This is a genomic window from Kerstersia gyiorum (assembly GCF_048595715.1).
In the GTDB taxonomy this organism is placed as follows: domain Bacteria; phylum Pseudomonadota; class Gammaproteobacteria; order Burkholderiales; family Burkholderiaceae_B; genus Kerstersia; species Kerstersia gyiorum.
This window is the reverse complement of sequence record NZ_CP169556.1, coordinates 1,638,643-1,655,163: the sequence shown is the minus strand read 5'-3', so window position 1 is coordinate 1,655,163 and position 16,521 is coordinate 1,638,643. Positions and strand designations below refer to the sequence as shown.

Below are 16,521 nucleotides of genomic sequence, written 5' to 3'. Positions count from 1 at the left end.
CGTCAGTCGTTCCGTTCAGATCGGCATGCCAAGGCCGCAATCCATGTGCGAGACTGAGATGTATTACTATCGGGTTTTCCGCAATACAAAGATCCGCCCTCATCATGTCCAAATCCCGCAGCCGCCTGGCCGCAGCCATGCTGGCCACCAGCCTGCTGGCCGGTGTTCATGGCCTCGCCCAGGCCCACTCGCACGCCATCGAACAGACCCCCGCCCCCGGCAGTACCGTCAGCAATACGCCTGCCGCCGTTGCCATCGTCTTCGACGGCCGTGTCGAACTGCCTTTCAGCACCATCACCGTCACCGGCCCGGACGGCCAGTCCCTGGAAACCGGGAAGCTGTCCTATGCCTCCGATGACCGCAAAAGCCTGACTCTCCCCCTGCCCACGACACTGGCCCCCGGCCGCTATCAGGTCGAATGGAACGTCACGTCTGCCGATTCGCACAAGGTTTCGGGACAATACGACTTCACGCTGCAGCCCTGAGCGCGCCTCGTCGTGCTGGAACTGTTACCCATCCTGCTGCGCCAGCTGCATGTCGCAGGCCTGCTGCTGTGCTGCGGCACAGGTATCTATCTCGGCTTCCTGACAGCGCCCTCGCTGGCGCTTGAACTATCACGCCCGGCGCGCCGCGTCTATGCGGCCTGTACGCTCCTGGCCTGTGCCGGGACCCTGCTCATGATTCCCCTGCAGGCCGGACGCATGGCCGGCAGCATGGCAGACATTCTGTCGCCAGATACCTGGCAAGCCGTCCTGCTGGCCACGCGCTACGGAGAGGCCTGGCAATGGCAGTTTTTCCTGCTGCCCGTCCTGTTGCTGGCCTGGCTGTATCGCAGGCAAGACCGGCAGCATCATCGCGCCATGGCCCTGGCCAGCGGCGCCATGCTGGCAGCACTGGCCGCCACCGGCCATGCCGCTGCCATGGACGGTGCCCTGGGCTGGCTGCATCGCGGCAACCAGACGCTGCATCTCTGGGCCATTGCCTACTGGGCCGGCGGCCTGCCCTGGGTTCTGGTGCAGTTGCGCCGCCTGGCGCATCATCCCGATGGCGCCATCATCCAGACCCTGGTGCGCTACTCCCGCCTGGGGCACTGGGCCGTGGCCATTGCCATCCTGAGCGGCCTGGGCAATCTCTTCCTCATCCTGGGGCCATGGCCCTGGAATTGGGCGACACTCTATATGCGCCTGATGGAAACCAAGTTCCTGGCCGTGGCTGCCATGGTGGCGCTGGCGCTGTTCAACCGCTATGTCCTCGTGCCGCGCATGCGCAACCAGCCGCAGGCCTTGCAGGCCATAGCGAAGAATACGCGTTTTGAAGTCATTTTTGCCGCCGGCATCGTCATCCTGATCGGTGTGATCAGCTCCCTGTCCCCGACCTGAAGGCATGCACCGGCAGCCTCCTGCTGCCGACAACGCTGGCCCCATTCGGGACAGCCCGGATATGCCGGATAGCCCGGATGCGGCTCGCCAGCACAGCCATGCGGCACGAACGCCGGCAAGCCTGGCCTGCCGGCGGAATGGCTGCGGGCCAACCGGGCAAGCCAGGGTGGCCTGCCCAGGGGCGTTCGGATTTACTGGTTCTTCCTGACCCAGGCAGCGTAGCGATTGACCCAATTCTGCAGGAAATCCTTGCTGCCCGCGCCGATGCCGCCATCGGCATCGAAGAAGCCTTCCTTCGCATGCAGGAAGGCCTCAGGCTGCTGCAGAGTAGGCATATCCAGGAACACCAGCACATTGCGCAGATGCTGCTGGGCCAGTGCGGTGCCGATGGCGCCGATGGAAATGCCGATCACGCCGGCAGGCTTGCCAGCCCAGGCATTCGTGCCATAAGGACGCGACCCCTGGTCCAGTGCATTTTTCAGCACCCCAGGAATGGAACGGTTGTATTCCGGCGTAACGAACAGCACGCCCTGGGCCGACTGTATCTTTTCCTTGAATTTCAAGACCACTTCCGGCGTGTTGGCGTCGTCATCCTGGTTGTAGAGCGGCAGATTGCCGATTTCCACCTGTTCGAAAACCAGGTCCGGCGGTGCCAGGCGCGCCAGCGCGTTGGCCAGTTGCCGGTTGAACGAATCCTTGCGCAAACTACCCACGACAACAGCAATGCGGAATTGACTCATGATGCCCATCCTGTAGTGAGGAAACGTGGTGAGGAACTGAGTTTTCATTCCAGCACGAAGCCTCATGACACACAAGGGGGATGGCAGATCCATATCAAACCCCTGGCATTTTTGTCTTGGGGCCGCCCCAAGACAAAAATGCCCTCCGGGGGTACAGCAAGCCGAAGGCGCAGCGTGGAAGCGCTTGCGCCATCCCCGAGCCGCCCCGCCGCGCATGCCATACACGGGACAGCAGAAAATATACAATATATATATAATTCAATAACAAATTATATATTCTCTATCGGCAGCACCACCTGAGCTGCCCGCGTCCCCGTTTTCCCTACGTTTCAAACAGGAGTCCCATCCATGCAAGTCCTCAATGACGCCATGAAAGCCATGCTGGCCAAACAGCTTCCGATCCAGTCCACCGTCAGCAAGGATGGCCTGCCGGATATCGGCCCCAAGCGTTCACTGCGTGCCTATGACGACCAGACCTTGATCTACAACGAAAATACCGGCGGCCAGACGCTGCGCAATATCCTCGACGGCTCGAAAATGGCCATTGCCGTCATCGACCGCGAAGCCCTGGACGGCTACCGCTTCGTTGGCACGCCGGAAGTCTTCAGCGAAGGCCAGCCTTTCGACGACGCCGTGGCATTCGCCAGCCAGAACGGCATGAAGACGCCCAAATTCGCCGTCCTGGTCCATCTCGACGCCATCTACACGCTGCGCTCCGGCCCGGACGCCGGCAAGGCGCTGTAAAACAACGCGGCCACAATGACAAATGGCTATCGGCTGCCCCTCAACCGATAGCCATCCTGGCAACACGCCCAGGCAATCCGCCTGCCTGGCGCCTGTTGTCTGAACCCGCTGCCGCTCAGGCGACCTGACGCTTATCAGGCTCCCGTCCGGCCTGTTGTTCATCCAGCGCTGCCACCATCTCGTGCAGGTCGCCGGACACCCGCTCGGCCTCCAGCAGCAGGCGCGACAGTTCCGCGTAATTCAAATGCGGATACAGCTCCGCCAGCATCCCCACCCGCATCCAGTATTCGGCCTGCTGATTGATGGAGCGGCTGAATGCGCTGCTGGCGGTACGCAGCTGCTCATGCAGGGAATCGGAAATCTTGACCAGGCCCATGCCCGCCTCCGGAAATTAAATCATTCGATAACAGATCATAGATGATTTAACCAGCGGGCCTGTCTTCTGGCCTGTTCATGGCCTGTACGTCCCGGCCCCGCAAATACGCTTGCAGGAACTCCACGCAAACCCGCAGGCGTGCTGACGTTTCCAGCCGCGACGGATACACCGCCCACACAGCGGCCTGCTGGCGATACTCCGGCAACACCTGAACCAGCTGCCCCGCCTGCAGCAAAGGCCCTGCGTCCCAAGCCGACCGCAACGCGATGCCACAGCCATCCAGCGCCCACTGCATCACGATCTCGCCATTGTTGGACGATAGCGGCCCGCGCACCTTGATCGACTGCGTCTCGCGCCCGTTATCCAGGCGCCACACCCCGAACGGATGATCTCGCTCCTTGATCACCAGGCAATCATGCGCCGCCAGATCCGCCAGCGTCCGCGGCACGCCCCGGCGTGCCAGGTAGGCCGGCGCAGCACACAGCACCCGATGATTGTCTGCCAGGTGCCGTGCGATCAGATGCGGTGCAATCTCGTCGCCCACGCGGATATCCAGGTCGAACCCTTCCGAGGCAATATCCACCAGCCGGTCGAACACCTCGAAGCGCACCTGCAAAGCCGGATAGCGCGCCAGCAAGGCGGACAGGGCCGGCGCGACCACCCGCCGGCCGAAACCGAAACTGCTGCAGATGCGCAATGAACCTCGCGGCGTCTGCCGCGTCACGCCGATTTCCTCGACCAGATGGTCCATATCATTGAGGATGCGCAGCGCCCAGTGGTAGACCCGCTCGCCCTCCCCCGTCACCACAATACGCCGGGTCGTGCGATGGAACAGGCGTGTGCCCAACCGCGCTTCCAGCACCTGCACCCGCTTGGTCACATAGGAACGCGACACGCCCAGCTCTTGCGCTGCGCTGGTGAAGCTCGCCTTGCGCACAATGGCGCAAAACACCCGCAAATCTTCGGGGCTGGGATCATTGTTCATGATTCATGCACAAGGTTTTCTCTTTCGGTGGGATTATCCGAAGCCAAAGCGCTTGTAGCATACCTGGCATCCCTCGCAAAACAGGAAGGAGACACCCCATGGAACCCACTCATAAAATCGCCGTGCTGGCTGGCGACGGCATTGGCAAGGAAGTGATGCCCGAAGGCCTGCGCGTCCTGGAAGCTGCCGCCCGCCGCCATGGCCTGACCCTGCAGTTCGATCATTTCGAATGGGCCAGCTGCGACTACTACGAACGCACCGGCGCCATGATGCCCGACGACTGGAAAAGCCAGCTGCAGGGCTATGACGCCATCTACTTCGGCGCCGTCGGCTGGCCCGAGCGTGTGCCCGACCACGTTTCCCTCTGGGGTTCGCTGCTGAAGTTCCGGCGTGAATTCGACCAGTACATCAACCTGCGGCCGGTACGCCTGTTCGAAGGCGTGCCGTGCCCGCTGGCAGGCCGCCAGGCCGGAGACATCGACTTCTTCGTCGTGCGCGAAAACACGGAAGGCGAATACACCAATCTGGGCGGCCGTCTGTTCGAAGGGACGGACCGCGAACTGGTTATCCAGGAATCGGTCTTCACCCGCAAGGGCACCGACCGCGTCCTGCGCTACGCCTTCGAGCTGGCACGTTCGCGCGCCCGGCGCAGCCTGACCGTCGCCACCAAAAGCAATGGTATCGCCATCAGCATGCCTTGGTGGGACAGCCGCGCCGAAGCCATCGGCACGGAATATCCGGATATCGCCGTGGACAAGCAACACATCGACATCCTTTGCGCCCGCTTCGTCCTGCAGCCGCAGCGCTTCGATGTCGTGGTGGCATCAAACCTGTTCGGCGATATCCTCTCCGACCTCGGCCCGGCCTGCACCGGCACGATCGGCCTGGCGCCGTCCGCCAACCTGAATCCGGAGCGTGCTTTTCCCTCGCTGTTCGAACCGGTGCACGGATCTGCCCCGGACATCTACGGCCTGGGCATTGCCAACCCCATTGCCATGATCTGGTCGGGAGCGCTCATGCTGCAATTCCTGGGCCACCAGGCAGCACATGACGACATCCTGGCCGCCATCGAAGACTGCTTGCGCGCCGGCCCGCGCACGCGCGACCTGGGCGGCCAGGCCAATACCGCCGAAGTCGGCCAGGCTATTGCCGCACGGGTGCTTGACCGAACGCCCCGCTAGCCGCCACACCACGCGCCGTGCGGCCCGGAAAGCACCAGGCCACACGACACAGCTTCAACCACAAGGCCGCACCAGAATCTTGATCTCGTCGCGGCTTTGCAACTGCGCTTCAAAGCCATCTGTCACGGCATCTTCCAATGCCACAATACGAGTCACGACCTGAGAAAGATCCAGGCGGCCTTCTGCAATCCAGGCCAGCAGGTCCGGATAGACCCCGCGATAGCCAACGCTGCTGGTAATGCTCAACTCCCGGTTGACCAGATCAAAACTGTCCAGCCTCACCTGGGGCACCAGCCCCACCAGCACCATTTCCCCGCCCTTGCACAGCACCTGCAACGCACCGTCGAAGGTCGCCTGGCTGCCTGCCGCCTCGAAACTGACCGGTGCCCCGGCGCCATCGGTGTGCGCCAGCGCCACAGTGAGCACATCGTCATGGCGGGCATCCAGGGTCAGGTCGGCGCCCAACTGCCTTGCCAACGCCAGGCGAGCGGGCACGACATCGACGGCAATGATTTGCCCGGCCCCCTGCAGGCGCGCCATCATCACCAGCAACTGGCCGATGGCACCCAGCCCGAAGATCACGCAGGTATCCCCAGGCCGCAGACGGCTGCGCCTGACGGCATGCAGCGCCACGGCAGCGGGTTCCGCCACTGCGGCCTGCTCGAACGGTACCTCGTTCGGCAACTCATGCGCCATATAGGCTGGCACGACCGCCTGCTGGGCCATGCCGCCATCGCCCATCAATCCTGCAAACCCCATGGACACGCACAGGTTGTAGTCGCCCGCCAGGCAATGCGTGCAATGCCCGCAACGGTACTCCGGCTCTATCGTCACCCGTGCGCCGGGGCGCAGCGTGGTCACGTCGGCCGCGGTTTCCAATACCGTGCCGCAGAACTCGTGGCCGATAATGAGCGGCGCCTGGCGACCGGACAAGGGATGAGGCTGCACCACCGGAATGGAATGCGGGCCGTCGGCGTACTCGTGCAGGTCGCTGCCACAAATACCGCAATAGGCGACTTCGATGCGCACTTCCCCGCGCTGCAATGGCCGCAGCGCCGTTTCCTGCAGGCGCAGGTCACGCGCCCCATGCCAGAACCATGCCTTCATGCCTGCCTCCCTTGGGTCATGTTTCCCGAAACCTGGCGCGCCAGCACCGCCGGTGCCGTTTCACGCAGGCCCAGCGCCAGCAACCCCGCGATCAGCGCGCCTGCCATCGAAATCCACATCACCACCGGCAGGCCGTACAGGTCGGCCGCCCGGCCAGCCGCCACCGGGGCCAGGAACCCGCCTATCAGTTCCCCTATGCCCATGATCAGGCCCAGCGCCGTCGCCATGGCCCCGCGCGGCACTGTCTCTGCCGGAATCGTGGCCATGAACAGCGTGAAGCAACCCAGGCCGGTATAGGTCAGCAACAGCAGCGCGCCCAGCGCCACTGCCGTCGGCGCATACAGGAATGCCAGCGGGCAGCAGGCGGCCACCAGCGAGAAGATGAACAGCGTCGGACGCCGGCCGATACGGTCGGAGATACCCGGCACGGCGAACCCCCAGATCACCCAGGCCAGGCCCAGGCAGCTCATCAATGCACTCATGGTGCCGGGGCTGAACTGCCGCACGTTCACCAGGAAAGTGGGCGCGAAGGAAATGATGTTGATGAACCAGGTCAGGAAAAAGCAGCTGATCAGGATGCAGAGAATGACATTGCGTTCACGCAGCACTCCCCATTGCGGCCCTGCCGGCAGCGCCGCTCGGTCTTGCGCCGCATCTGTCGTGGCGCCCGCCTCGTCTGGCCGGGCCGGGGCCGGCTCCTGCACATAGCGCCAGATGAGCCAGGCCACGATCAGGCCGGGAATGCAGGTCAGGTAGAACGCCGTGCGCCAGCCGAAGTTTTCCGCCAGCGCCACCATGACCGGCGGAGCGATCACCGCGCCCATCAGGCCGGCGGATGAGCCTTGCAGCAAGCCCATATTCAGGCCGCGCCGATGGGGCGAGGACGCCTGCGCCATCATGGTCTGCGACAGGGGCAGCACCGGGCCTTCGGTCAGCCCCATGCAGGCGCGGAACAACAGCAGGCTGACAAAGCCCGTCACCAGGCCGGACAGCGCGGAAAAAACAGAGAACAGCACGACCGATACGATCAGGATGGTCTTGCGCCGACCGCGCCTGTCCGTATAGGCCCCCATGAACGCCCCCGACACCGCCCAGGCCAGTGCCAGCACCGACGACAACATGCCCAGCTCGGTATTGCTCAGGCCCAGTTCGGCCGACACAAAGGGAAAAAGATAGGACAGGGCCAGCCTGTCGAAGAAAACGAAGCCGAAGGCCAGGAACAGCACCGCCAACAACCTGTTTTCGTAGGATGCCTCTTTGAATAGTCTCATGTCTCGCTCCAGCTGGCGGGCCTGCGCAATCCTGCGGGCGCTCACCTTATTCTTGTTTGGAGAAAAAGCACGCCGGCCCAGCATGGTCTGGCAGGCCGGCGCAGCACCCTGCCTAGCGGAACAGGGTATCGACGTAATCGGCGCCTATGCCGACCTTGTCGTAATGCTTGCGGCACATGTCGATGTAGCTGTGTACATCGAAATAGCCTTCCGGCTCGCCGTTCTCGTCCAGCCAGATCAGCGGCCCCTTAACGATGAAAAAGGCGCGCATGGGTTCTTCATGCTCATAGGCAACCAGCGTATGGCCCTCGCCCGGCGTTTCGTAGACAAAATCGCCGGCATGCGCCGTCCAGTCATGCTCCAGATAGCCCCACTTGCCCGAGATCGTGTAGGCGAACACCTCGTGCGGATGATAGTGACGGTTCACCAGGCCAGCTTCCTTGGCCATCAGGATGTCGCACCAGCGATTTTCCGACGGGGAAATCCACAGCGGGCGGGAGGAGACGGTATCCGTGAACGGCACGTACATGCGCTCGTCTTCGGTGGGGGCGTTCGAGATATAGACCTCGGGCTTGGCATCCGGCTGAAAACAGTTGGGAATGGGCTTGAGGCCGCGCCAGAATTCATTGGAAGGCAGCTCGGGCATGGAAGTCTCCTGTTCTTGTTGAAACGACAGGCCAATGTAGCAAGCGCCTCCCGCCGCCATTTGTCCAGAACGGACACGTCGGTTGCCCCGGGCGGACACAGCCGGAAGATAAGGGAAGATCAGGATCTCTCTGCGCGCTGCGGCTGCGTACACTAGCCGTTGCGGCCACCGGCCGGCCCACGACAACCAGAAGAAAAGGCCAGACTTGCGCCGCGCCTGCCCACCAGGTGCCGGACACCACTGCCAGCCGCACGGAGACATTCATGCAGCCAACTGCCGCCCACCCCGTCAGCCAGATATCAACCAATACCCTGCCGCCCAGCCAGAGGCTGGACTATTGGGAGTCCTATAACGCCTCCATGCTGGTCGGCCTGAAATGTTCGGCCTTTTCGGATGATGGCCTGCTGGCCACCCAGCGCAACCTGATGATGGGCGACATCCGTCTGGCGGAAATCCAGGCCAATGAACACGTGATCGAGCGCACGCCGCAGATGGTGCGCCGCCATCCCAAGGATTCGGTCTTCGCTTCGCTGATCCTGGAGAGCAACGCCTTTTTCTACCAGGGCAGCAGCTGCACGCAACTGGAACCGGGCGACCTGATCCTGTACGACACACGCCATGCCTACCTGTTCGGCTTCACCGGCAGCATGCGCCAGTTCCTGCTGGATACGCCCGCAGACTGGTTCTATCAGTCCTGTAGCCACTCCAGCCTCACGCGGCCGCTGCACGTCCCGGGCGGCAGCGGGCCCGGACGCGTGCTCAATGCGGCGCTGCGCCGCCTGGCCGCCGGCACCTTCGCCGAGCCTGCCAGCACCAGTGCAGACCAGATGCACCAGCAGGCCGGAGAACTGCTGCGCAGCCTGCTGGCTGGCGACACCGGCAACAGCAGCGCGCTGCGCGCCACCTATCTGCAGGCGGCGCGCAGCCATATCGACAGCCAGTTGGACGATCACACCCTGGATGCGGAACGGGTGGCGGGGGCGGCCGGCATCACGCTGCGCCACCTGAACCGGCTGCTGGAACCGGAAGGACGCACCGTATCGCAATTGATCCTGGAACGGCGCCTGGACCGCGCCGCCAGCCTGCTGCGACGCCGCGACATGCAACGCTACAGCATCGCGGAAATTTCCTGGCGCTGCGGCTTCTCCAGCCCGGCGCATTTCGCCCGCACCTTCCGCGCACGCCACGCACTCACGCCCACGCAAATGCGCGAGGCCGCACTGTCCGGTTAGGCCTCCGGTTCGGCGGCACAATCGTCCCAGGCGCCCCAGGGCAGCAGGCGGCCGCCGGTGGTCCGCGCCGCCAGCGCTACCCTCTGCCCCGCCTGCCGGGGCGGCTGCACGAGGCGCGCGACCAGATCCGGCCCGGCAGGCAAAATTCGCACGGTCGCGATCGTGGCCAGGTCGCCGTCCGGCTGCGCCAGCTGGGTCCAGGCAAGGATCTGCCCTTCAGCCACAGCCACATGGCGCCAGCCGGCCGCACCGCAAGCCGGGCAGCGCAGCCGTGCCGGATAAACCCGGTGGCCGCAAGCGCTGCATTCAAAAACCTGCAAAGCCCGGGTTTCCATCAAATCTCCTCCCTGCGCAACACCACCGCGTTAGCGCACATGCAGTAGCGCTGCTGCACCATGCCATAGCCGCTGGCCACCCCCAGCCGGGCCTGAGGCACCTGGCCCTGGCCGGCGCGGCCCAGCAACTGCCGCGCCACTTCCGCCAGGATGTGCATGCCGCCCCCCGCCCCCGTTTGCCCGGCAGACAACTGTCCGCCTGCGGTATTGAAAGGCAACGCCCCGCTGGCCAGCCGCTGATGGATGAAATTCTTCAGCCCGTCGGCAGGCGCCAGCCCCAGGTCCAGCATCTGGGCCAGCAACATCACCGGATAGTCGTCATAGACTCCGACCACGTCCATCTGCGCCGGCTGGCAGCCGGCTTCGGCCCAGAGATCCGATGCGAAGCCGGCTATGCCCGTCGCCAATCCATCGCCTTCGTGCCTGTCCTGGTTGTAGGACGCTCCCCCCGCCAGCAGGCGAACATGCACGCCCTGCGGTTGCGCCTGCAGCACCAGCGCTGTCGCACCGCTCACCACCGGCACGCAGTCCAGCCGGCCCAGCGGCGGCGCCACCAGGGGCGCATCCAGGTAGTCCTGCAGTGTCATCGGCTGCCGGTAGGCCGCACGCGGGTTGGCCGCGGCATGGCGGCGCAGCGCCATGCACAGGGCGCCATAATCCTCGCGGTCCAGTCCGTGCGCAGCCATCTGCCGCTGGGTCAGCATGGCGAACAAGGGGTTGGGTCCCAGACAGCCCAGCGGGCTGAGATAATCCCTGGCGCTGACGTTATAGGCCTGCACCAGCGACACGAAATCCGCCCCGGCGAAATGGTCGCCGGCTACCAGCACGATAGTGCGCGCCTGACCCGCCTGCAACGCCAGCCAGGCCTGGCGCAACAGGTTGACAGCGCTGGCGCCCCCCATCTCATCCTGCATGCACCAGCGCAGTCCCAGCCCCATCTGCCAGGCCAGGTCGATGGCGCGGTCCGGGCGCAGCGTGAAAGACGCCACGCCCAGGCCATCCACATCCGCCAGCGCCAGGCCCGCATCGGCCAGGGCCAGCTCCGCCGCCTCGGCCAGCAGGCCGGCTGTGCTGCAAGCCGGATCGGGATGGAGCATAAAGGCCGTTTCCCCCGTGCCGACGATGCCCGGCGCATACATTGGATCCATGGTCACTCCTGTCTTTCCGGCTCTTTGGTCAACAATAGCGTCACTACGGTGATGCCCGCCAGGCACAACAGATAGATCGCTACCGGGGTAGCCGATTCATAACTGCGCAGCAAAGCCATGGCGATCAGCGGCGACAGCCCACCCGCCAGCACCGATGCCAGTTCATGCCCCAGCGCCAGCCCGGTATATCGGACTTCCGCCGGAAACAGCTCGGCGAAATACGCGGGTTGCGTTCCTATCATGGCCGCGTGGCAAATGGTATTGCCCAGGAAGAAGGCCAGGAAGATCCACAGCGGCTCCTTGGTCTGCACCAGCCAGAAGAACGGGAATGCAACCAGCATCAGGCCGACCGAGCCAATCAGATAGACGGTCCGCCGCCCGATGCGGTCTGACAGGTGGCCAAACCAGACCAGTGTGCCCAGCTCGATGAACATGGACAGCAGCACGCCCCCCAGCATGATGTCATTGGGAATTTCCAGGAATTTCCCATAGGCCAGCGCAAACGCCAGGAACATGTACGAACCGCCATTCTCCGCCATGCGCAAGCCCATGGCCGTGAACACCTGACGCGGATAGCGGCGGAAGACTTCGACCGCCGGCATGCCGCGCTTGGCGGTTTTCTTGGCCTGCACAAACTCTTCGCTCTCGGGGATGCGCTTGCGGATATACAGCCCGACGCCAAAGATGATGATGCTCAGCAGGAACGGCAGGCGCCAGCCCCAGCTCATGAATGCCTCATCCGGCAATTGCTGCGCCAGCATGAAAACCCCCGAGGACAGCACGAAGCCGCCCGCCACCCCCAATTGGCTGAACGAGGAAAAGTACCCACGCCGCTTGCCGCCCACGGCTTCGCTGATGAGCAGGACACCGCCGCCCCACTCGCCGCCAGCCGCCATCCCTTGCAGAATGCGCAGCGCCACCATGGCAATCGGGGCCCAGATACCGGCCTGCTCGTAAGTCGGCAGCAACCCGATCAGGAAGGTGGCTGCCCCCATGATACCCAGCGTCCATTCCAGCGCCAGCTTGCGCCCATAGCGGTCGCCGATATGGCCGAAGATCACGCCGCCCAGCGGCCGCGCCAGGAAACCCACGGCAAACCCGGCAAACGCACCCATGGTCCCCAACAGCGGGTCTGTTCCCTTTGGAAAGAACAGGCTACCGAACACCAGCGCGGCCGCCGTGCCGTAGATGAAGAAGTCATACCATTCCATCGCGTTGCCCGCGACCGATGCCATGACCACGCGGCGCGTGCGCTTCTTGCGTGCTGCGTCGTCTTCCAGCGCCGCCGCTGCGCCGGCGGCCTGCCTGCCCTGTGTCGCCACGCCGCTCATAGCCGTCTCCCTGCGCCCTGTCCGGTCTTGCCGGCCCGTGCTGTCTTGTTCATGTCTCCTCTCCTTCTTCCTTGATGGATTTTTTTGTCTGTTCTGTTGCCGGGAACAACCCGGTACTCCCTGCCAGATGCTGCTCAGCGCAGCACCTGATAGCCCACGCTTTCCCTGTCCCAGGTATCTGCGGTTACACCCTCGTCGCGCAGGCCGAACTTGCGGATCTTGCCGTTCTCGGTACGTGGCAGGGCCGTCATGATGCGCAGATAACGCGGCACCGAGAAATACGGCATGCGCGGCTGGCAATGGTCCAGCAGCGCCTCGGGGCTGGCCTGCTGGCCGGGCTTGAACACCAGCGCCGCCATGACTTCGTCTTCAGCCAGCTCGGAGCGCACCGCATAGACCGCAGCAGCCTCCACGGCCGGGTGGGCCTGCAGCACCTGTTCAACCTCGAATGAAGAAATATTCTCGCCACGGCGCCGAATCGCATCCTTCATGCGGTCGAGAAAACGGAAATGGCCGTCGGCATCGCGTACCACGCGGTCCCCGGTGTGGAACCACAGATTGCGCCAGGCCTCCACGGTTTTGTCGGGCATGCCGAAATAGCCGGTCGCCACCAGGAATGGCAGGCGCGGACGCAGCAGCAGTTCTCCCGGCTCACCATCAGGCAAGGGCTGGTCATTGTCGTCCGCCACGCAGGCCTCGAACTCCGGCATCACGCGCCCCATGCTGTCCGCACGTTGCTGCGCCAGCGTGCCGCCGATGGCAAAATTGGTTTCGGTCGACCCATAGCCCTCCAGCAAGGCAATACCGGTGCGCGCCTGGAAAACCTGATGGAAGCGCGCGGGCACGCCCGGCGCCAGAGCGATACGGGCGCGGTGCCCGCGCTCGTCCGCCGTGACCTCGCGCGACAGCAGCATGGGCACCATGGCGCCCAGCAGATAGGTAACGGTCGCTCCGGTGGCGCACAGGCGCTCGAAATAGCGGCTGACGGAGAAGCGCTCGTCGCAGACGATCGCCGCGCCCGTCACCAGCGCCTGGAAGCAGGCATTGAGCGCGTTGGTATGAAATAGCGGCAGGCAGGTATAGAGCACATCCTCGGTGCCTATTTCCAGGTTGCGCGCCGTCAGCACGCCCCACCAGTAGAACTGCGCGTGCGGGCAGCAAACACCTTTGGAAAGCCCCGAAGTCCCCGAGGTATAAAGGATTGCCAGGGTATCGCCGGCTTGCAGATCCGCCGCTTCCAGACCCGCCTGCGGCAAGTCCGGCAAAGGCTGCACCTGCGCCGGCGCGTCGGCGTCGAGCCCGCCACCAACCAGCAGAATGCATGCCAGCGGCGTGTCTTGCACGGCAGACAGCACGCCGCACGCCGCCGCATCGGCCAGCGCCAGCCTGGCCGCACTATTGGACAGGATATGCTGCAGCTGCATGCCGCGCGATGCCGTATTTACCGGGACGGCGACAGCACCCAGCCAGGCGCATCCCAGCACCGCGCCCAGGAACTCCATCCGGTTGCCCATCATCAGCACGACCCGGTCGCCACGCGCCACGCCCTGATGCGCCAGCAGCGCGGCCCACCGTGCAGCAAAGGCCGGAGCCTCCCCGAAACTAAGCTGGCCGCCCGGCGCCTGCAGCCATGGCCGCTCGCCGTATTGCCGCGCCTGCCGGCACAGCAATTGCGGCACGGTCACGTTCCCCTGGCATTGCTGCCCTTCAGCGCCCGCCTGGGCAGCGCAAACCGGGTGCTCGCGCTCAAGTACTGCTGCCCCCTGCTGCGTGGATGAAACACGCATAAGACTCCTCCTGTTATTCCGCGATCTCGCTCCGGCCTGTGACTGCCTGGATCGCATGGAAATTAGTCTAGGAGTCAACTATATATCCGTCAAATTTATGGCTATTATGTATTGAATAAGTCAAATTTATATCAAGGGCAAACATGGAATTTGACCTGAATCTCATGCGGGTTTTCCTGATGGTGATGGACGAAGGCAGCGTGACTCGCGCCGCCCAGCGCCTGGGCCTGACGCAGCCCGCTGTCAGCTATGCGCTGAATCGCTTGCGCGAGCAATTCGACGACCCCTTGTTCCTGCGCACCCCCAATGGCATGCAGCCCACACCTGTGGCGCTGGCGCTGGCCGAACCCATAGAACGCGGGCTCAACAGCTTTGCCGAAGCCATCAGCCTGCGCCAGGCCTTTGACCCGCAACGCAGCAGCCGGCGTTTCCGCATGGCCATGTCGGACATCGGCGTCATGGTGTTCCTGCCTGAATTGATGGAGCAATTGCACACCGAAGCCCCCCGGCTGCAACTGGAAATCCGTGATGTACCGCTGGAGGATTTGCTCCAGGCGCTGCGGGACGGCGAGATAGACCTGGCCATCGGCAATCTGGCCGGTCTCAGGCAACAGACCTGCCATGCCCATCTGTTCCATGAACACTATTGCTGTATGGGGCGGCGCGGGCACCCGCTGCTGGCCAGAGGTAAGCTGACCCGTGCGCAATACCGCAAGCTGGATCACATTCTGGTCGATTCGCGTGGCAGTTCGCACCGCGCGCTCGACGGCATCCTGGCCGAAGCGGGCGTCCCGCGCCGGCCTGCGCTGACCCTGCCGCATTTTTCCGCCGCCGCGGAAATTGCCCGGCGCACGGACCTGATCCTGACGCTGCCCTATCGTGCCGCCCTCTGGCTGAATCGCAATGAGGCCTTCGACATCCTGCCCGTACCGGTCGCCCTGCCCCCGCTGCAAGTCACCGTCCACTGGCATCCACGCTTCGATACCGACCCCGGCACCGTCTGGCTGCGCCAGCGCGTCATCACCCTGCTGGCCGACCCTGACAACAGCGCCGCAGCTCAGTCATCCTCGGTCGAAGACAGATAATTCTTGCGGACGAAATACCCCAGCAGCCCGAATGCAATCAGCAGCATGATGCCCATGGTGATCCAGAAGCTGTGCGCGCCATGCAGCCATGGCACGGAATCGAAATTCATGCCGAAGATCCCTGCAATCAGGTTCAGCGGCAGAAAGACCGCCGTCACTGCCGTGAGTGCGCGCATGACGTCATTGGTACGATTGCTCTGGATGCTGAAATGTATCTGCACCGCCGTTTCGGCGCTCTGTTCCAGCCGCCGCACATGGTGGGCCACCCGTTCGATGTGCTCGAGCACATCACGGCCCCGCACCAGCAATTGCTCACGCTCATGGCGGCTTTCCTTGGTGCCGGGCACCGGCCAGTCATCCAGGGTGTCCATCCAGCTGGCCAGCGCATTGCTCTGATCCTCGCAGCATTCGTCCAGGTAGTGCAGCACCTGCCTGGATCGCAGCAGGGCATCCCAGCGGTCGAAGTTCTTGCGCGGCCGCATCAGGCGTTGCTGCCAGTGTTCGAGCTGGCGCGTCAGATGCTTGCGCAGGTCCAGAAAGCCGTCAACCATCAGGCTGGTGACACGCAACATCAATTCCGCCGGAGAAGCCGGCAGGCGCGCCAGGCTGCCGGGCTGGCGCGGCTCCCCGCGCGCCAGGGACAGCAAGCGGCGAATATAGGCTTCGTGGACCACGCAGGGCTCAGGATGTACGCTAAGCAGCAGCCGGTCGAACAGCACGAAGCCCACCGGCACGGTTTCCACTCCCAGGGCCACGGCCACTTCCTTGAGCCGGCGCGGCGCTCCCTGCTCACGCGTACTGGCGGCCTCGTTCTGCAGGCCATCGTGCAAGGCCAGCCTGCGGAACACCAACACGTCGTAATCCGAGGTGTAATCCAGGTGCGACGGCAGTTGCAGGTTGGACAGATCGGACACATGCAGGTCCAGAATCCGTATCCCGCCCAGGCGCAGGCAGAACGTCTGCACGGCTTCCGTTTCGGCCACGAAATCATCATGCGAGCATGCCAGCCAGAGATACCCTTCCCTTGGCGGTTCGTCCGGCGGCATGGCCAATTCCTCGACCGACTTTCCCGGGCGGATATGGAATACTCGCAAGGACTTCATGGTTGCTCCCGTCAGATCATCCAGACAGCAATGGGCCTGCCAGCGGCCAACACTTGCCGTGACAGTGTAGC

Annotated in this window: 17 protein-coding genes; 6 read left to right on the top strand and 11 right to left on the bottom strand. The window is 63.8% G+C overall.

Going from position 1 to position 16,521, the window contains the following annotated elements; genetic code table 11:
* Positions 1 to 104 precede the first annotated feature (104 nt).
* The gene (locus ACEW7X_RS07355; RefSeq protein ID WP_068368196.1) at positions 105 to 485 is read left to right on the top strand and encodes a copper resistance CopC family protein; all 381 of its coding nucleotides are present in this window, start codon (positions 105 to 107) and stop codon (positions 483 to 485) included.
* A gap of 12 nt (positions 486 to 497) precedes the next feature.
* Positions 498 to 1,379, top strand: a complete 882-nt coding sequence (gene copD / locus ACEW7X_RS07350; RefSeq protein WP_068368198.1) for a copper homeostasis membrane protein CopD — start codon at positions 498 to 500, stop codon at positions 1,377 to 1,379.
* Positions 1,380 to 1,570: 191 nt separating this feature from the next.
* Here the strand turns inward: copD and ACEW7X_RS07345 are convergent, their stop codons facing one another.
* Positions 1,571 to 2,119 carry an NADPH-dependent FMN reductase gene (locus ACEW7X_RS07345; protein WP_068369275.1) on the bottom strand — a complete coding sequence of 183 codons (549 nt, stop codon included), beginning with the start codon at positions 2,117 to 2,119 and terminating at the stop codon, positions 1,571 to 1,573.
* A 348-nt stretch (positions 2,120 to 2,467) separates the two neighbouring features.
* On the opposite strand from ACEW7X_RS07345, the gene ACEW7X_RS07340 reads away from it, so the two are divergent.
* Positions 2,468 to 2,863, top strand: a complete 396-nt coding sequence (locus tag ACEW7X_RS07340; RefSeq protein ID WP_068368201.1) for a pyridoxamine 5'-phosphate oxidase family protein — start codon at positions 2,468 to 2,470, stop codon at positions 2,861 to 2,863.
* A gap of 115 nt (positions 2,864 to 2,978) precedes the next feature.
* Here ACEW7X_RS07340 and ACEW7X_RS07335 read toward each other — a convergent pair whose 3' ends face one another.
* Both ACEW7X_RS07335 and ACEW7X_RS07330 read right to left on the bottom strand, forming a co-directional pair.
* The gene (locus tag ACEW7X_RS07335; protein ID WP_068368204.1) at positions 2,979 to 3,239 is read right to left on the bottom strand and encodes a ParD-like family protein; all 261 of its coding nucleotides are present in this window, start codon (positions 3,237 to 3,239) and stop codon (positions 2,979 to 2,981) included.
* Positions 3,240 to 3,285: 46 nt separating this feature from the next.
* A complete protein-coding gene (locus ACEW7X_RS07330; RefSeq protein ID WP_068368206.1) occupies positions 3,286 to 4,224 on the bottom strand; it encodes a LysR substrate-binding domain-containing protein in 939 nt (312 codons plus the stop codon).
* Between the two features lie 98 nt (positions 4,225 to 4,322).
* On the opposite strand from ACEW7X_RS07330, the gene ACEW7X_RS07325 reads away from it, so the two are divergent.
* A complete protein-coding gene (locus ACEW7X_RS07325; protein WP_134838343.1) occupies positions 4,323 to 5,405 on the top strand; it encodes a tartrate dehydrogenase in 1,083 nt (360 codons plus the stop codon).
* A 54-nt stretch (positions 5,406 to 5,459) separates the two neighbouring features.
* Here ACEW7X_RS07325 and ACEW7X_RS07320 read toward each other — a convergent pair whose 3' ends face one another.
* The 3 genes from ACEW7X_RS07320 to ACEW7X_RS07310 all read right to left on the bottom strand — a co-directional run bounded on the left by ACEW7X_RS07320 (position 5,460) and on the right by ACEW7X_RS07310 (position 8,429).
* Complete coding sequence (locus ACEW7X_RS07320; RefSeq protein ID WP_253103244.1) at positions 5,460 to 6,512, bottom strand: 2,3-butanediol dehydrogenase; 1,053 nt, start codon at positions 6,510 to 6,512, stop codon at positions 5,460 to 5,462.
* Positions 6,509 to 7,783: an MFS transporter gene (locus ACEW7X_RS07315; RefSeq protein WP_068368217.1), complete on the bottom strand. Its 1,275-nt coding sequence runs from the start codon at positions 7,781 to 7,783 to the stop codon at positions 6,509 to 6,511. Before ACEW7X_RS07315 ends, ACEW7X_RS07320 begins: the two co-directional genes overlap by 4 nt.
* A gap of 112 nt (positions 7,784 to 7,895) precedes the next feature.
* On the bottom strand, positions 7,896 to 8,429 hold the full coding sequence (locus ACEW7X_RS07310) for a 2,4'-dihydroxyacetophenone dioxygenase family protein (protein WP_257741243.1): 534 nt from the start codon (positions 8,427 to 8,429) through the stop codon (positions 7,896 to 7,898).
* A 263-nt stretch (positions 8,430 to 8,692) separates the two neighbouring features.
* Here ACEW7X_RS07310 and ACEW7X_RS07305 point away from each other — a divergent pair, with 263 nt between their 5' ends.
* Positions 8,693 to 9,661, top strand: a complete 969-nt coding sequence (locus ACEW7X_RS07305; RefSeq protein ID WP_068368222.1) for a helix-turn-helix domain-containing protein — start codon at positions 8,693 to 8,695, stop codon at positions 9,659 to 9,661.
* Here the strand turns inward: ACEW7X_RS07305 and ACEW7X_RS07300 are convergent.
* From ACEW7X_RS07300 to ACEW7X_RS07285, 4 genes are all read right to left on the bottom strand, one after another.
* Positions 9,658 to 9,996, bottom strand: coding sequence for a zinc ribbon domain-containing protein (locus tag ACEW7X_RS07300; protein WP_068368225.1), 339 nt, complete (start codon positions 9,994 to 9,996; stop codon positions 9,658 to 9,660). The two genes, ACEW7X_RS07305 and ACEW7X_RS07300, sit on opposite strands and share 4 nt — an antisense overlap.
* Positions 9,996 to 11,144: a thiolase family protein gene (locus tag ACEW7X_RS07295; RefSeq protein WP_420177815.1), complete on the bottom strand. Its 1,149-nt coding sequence runs from the start codon at positions 11,142 to 11,144 to the stop codon at positions 9,996 to 9,998. The genes ACEW7X_RS07300 and ACEW7X_RS07295 overlap by 1 nt, the downstream gene beginning before the upstream one ends.
* A gap of 2 nt (positions 11,145 to 11,146) precedes the next feature.
* Complete coding sequence (locus tag ACEW7X_RS07290) at positions 11,147 to 12,475, bottom strand: MFS transporter (RefSeq protein WP_068368232.1); 1,329 nt, start codon at positions 12,473 to 12,475, stop codon at positions 11,147 to 11,149.
* 134 nt (positions 12,476 to 12,609) lie between these two features.
* On the bottom strand, positions 12,610 to 14,262 hold the full coding sequence (locus tag ACEW7X_RS07285) for an ATP-dependent acyl-CoA ligase (protein ID WP_257741242.1): 1,653 nt from the start codon (positions 14,260 to 14,262) through the stop codon (positions 12,610 to 12,612).
* A gap of 143 nt (positions 14,263 to 14,405) precedes the next feature.
* Here ACEW7X_RS07285 and ACEW7X_RS07280 point away from each other — a divergent pair, with 143 nt between their 5' ends.
* Positions 14,406 to 15,347 (top strand): LysR family transcriptional regulator, encoded by a 942-nt coding sequence (locus ACEW7X_RS07280; RefSeq protein ID WP_257741241.1) that lies wholly within the window; start codon positions 14,406 to 14,408, stop codon positions 15,345 to 15,347.
* Here the strand turns inward: ACEW7X_RS07280 and ACEW7X_RS07275 are convergent.
* Positions 15,320 to 16,450, bottom strand: coding sequence for a magnesium transporter CorA family protein (locus ACEW7X_RS07275; RefSeq protein ID WP_134838341.1), 1,131 nt, complete (start codon positions 16,448 to 16,450; stop codon positions 15,320 to 15,322). The two genes, ACEW7X_RS07280 and ACEW7X_RS07275, sit on opposite strands and share 28 nt — an antisense overlap.
* Positions 16,451 to 16,521: the final 71 nt, after the last annotated feature.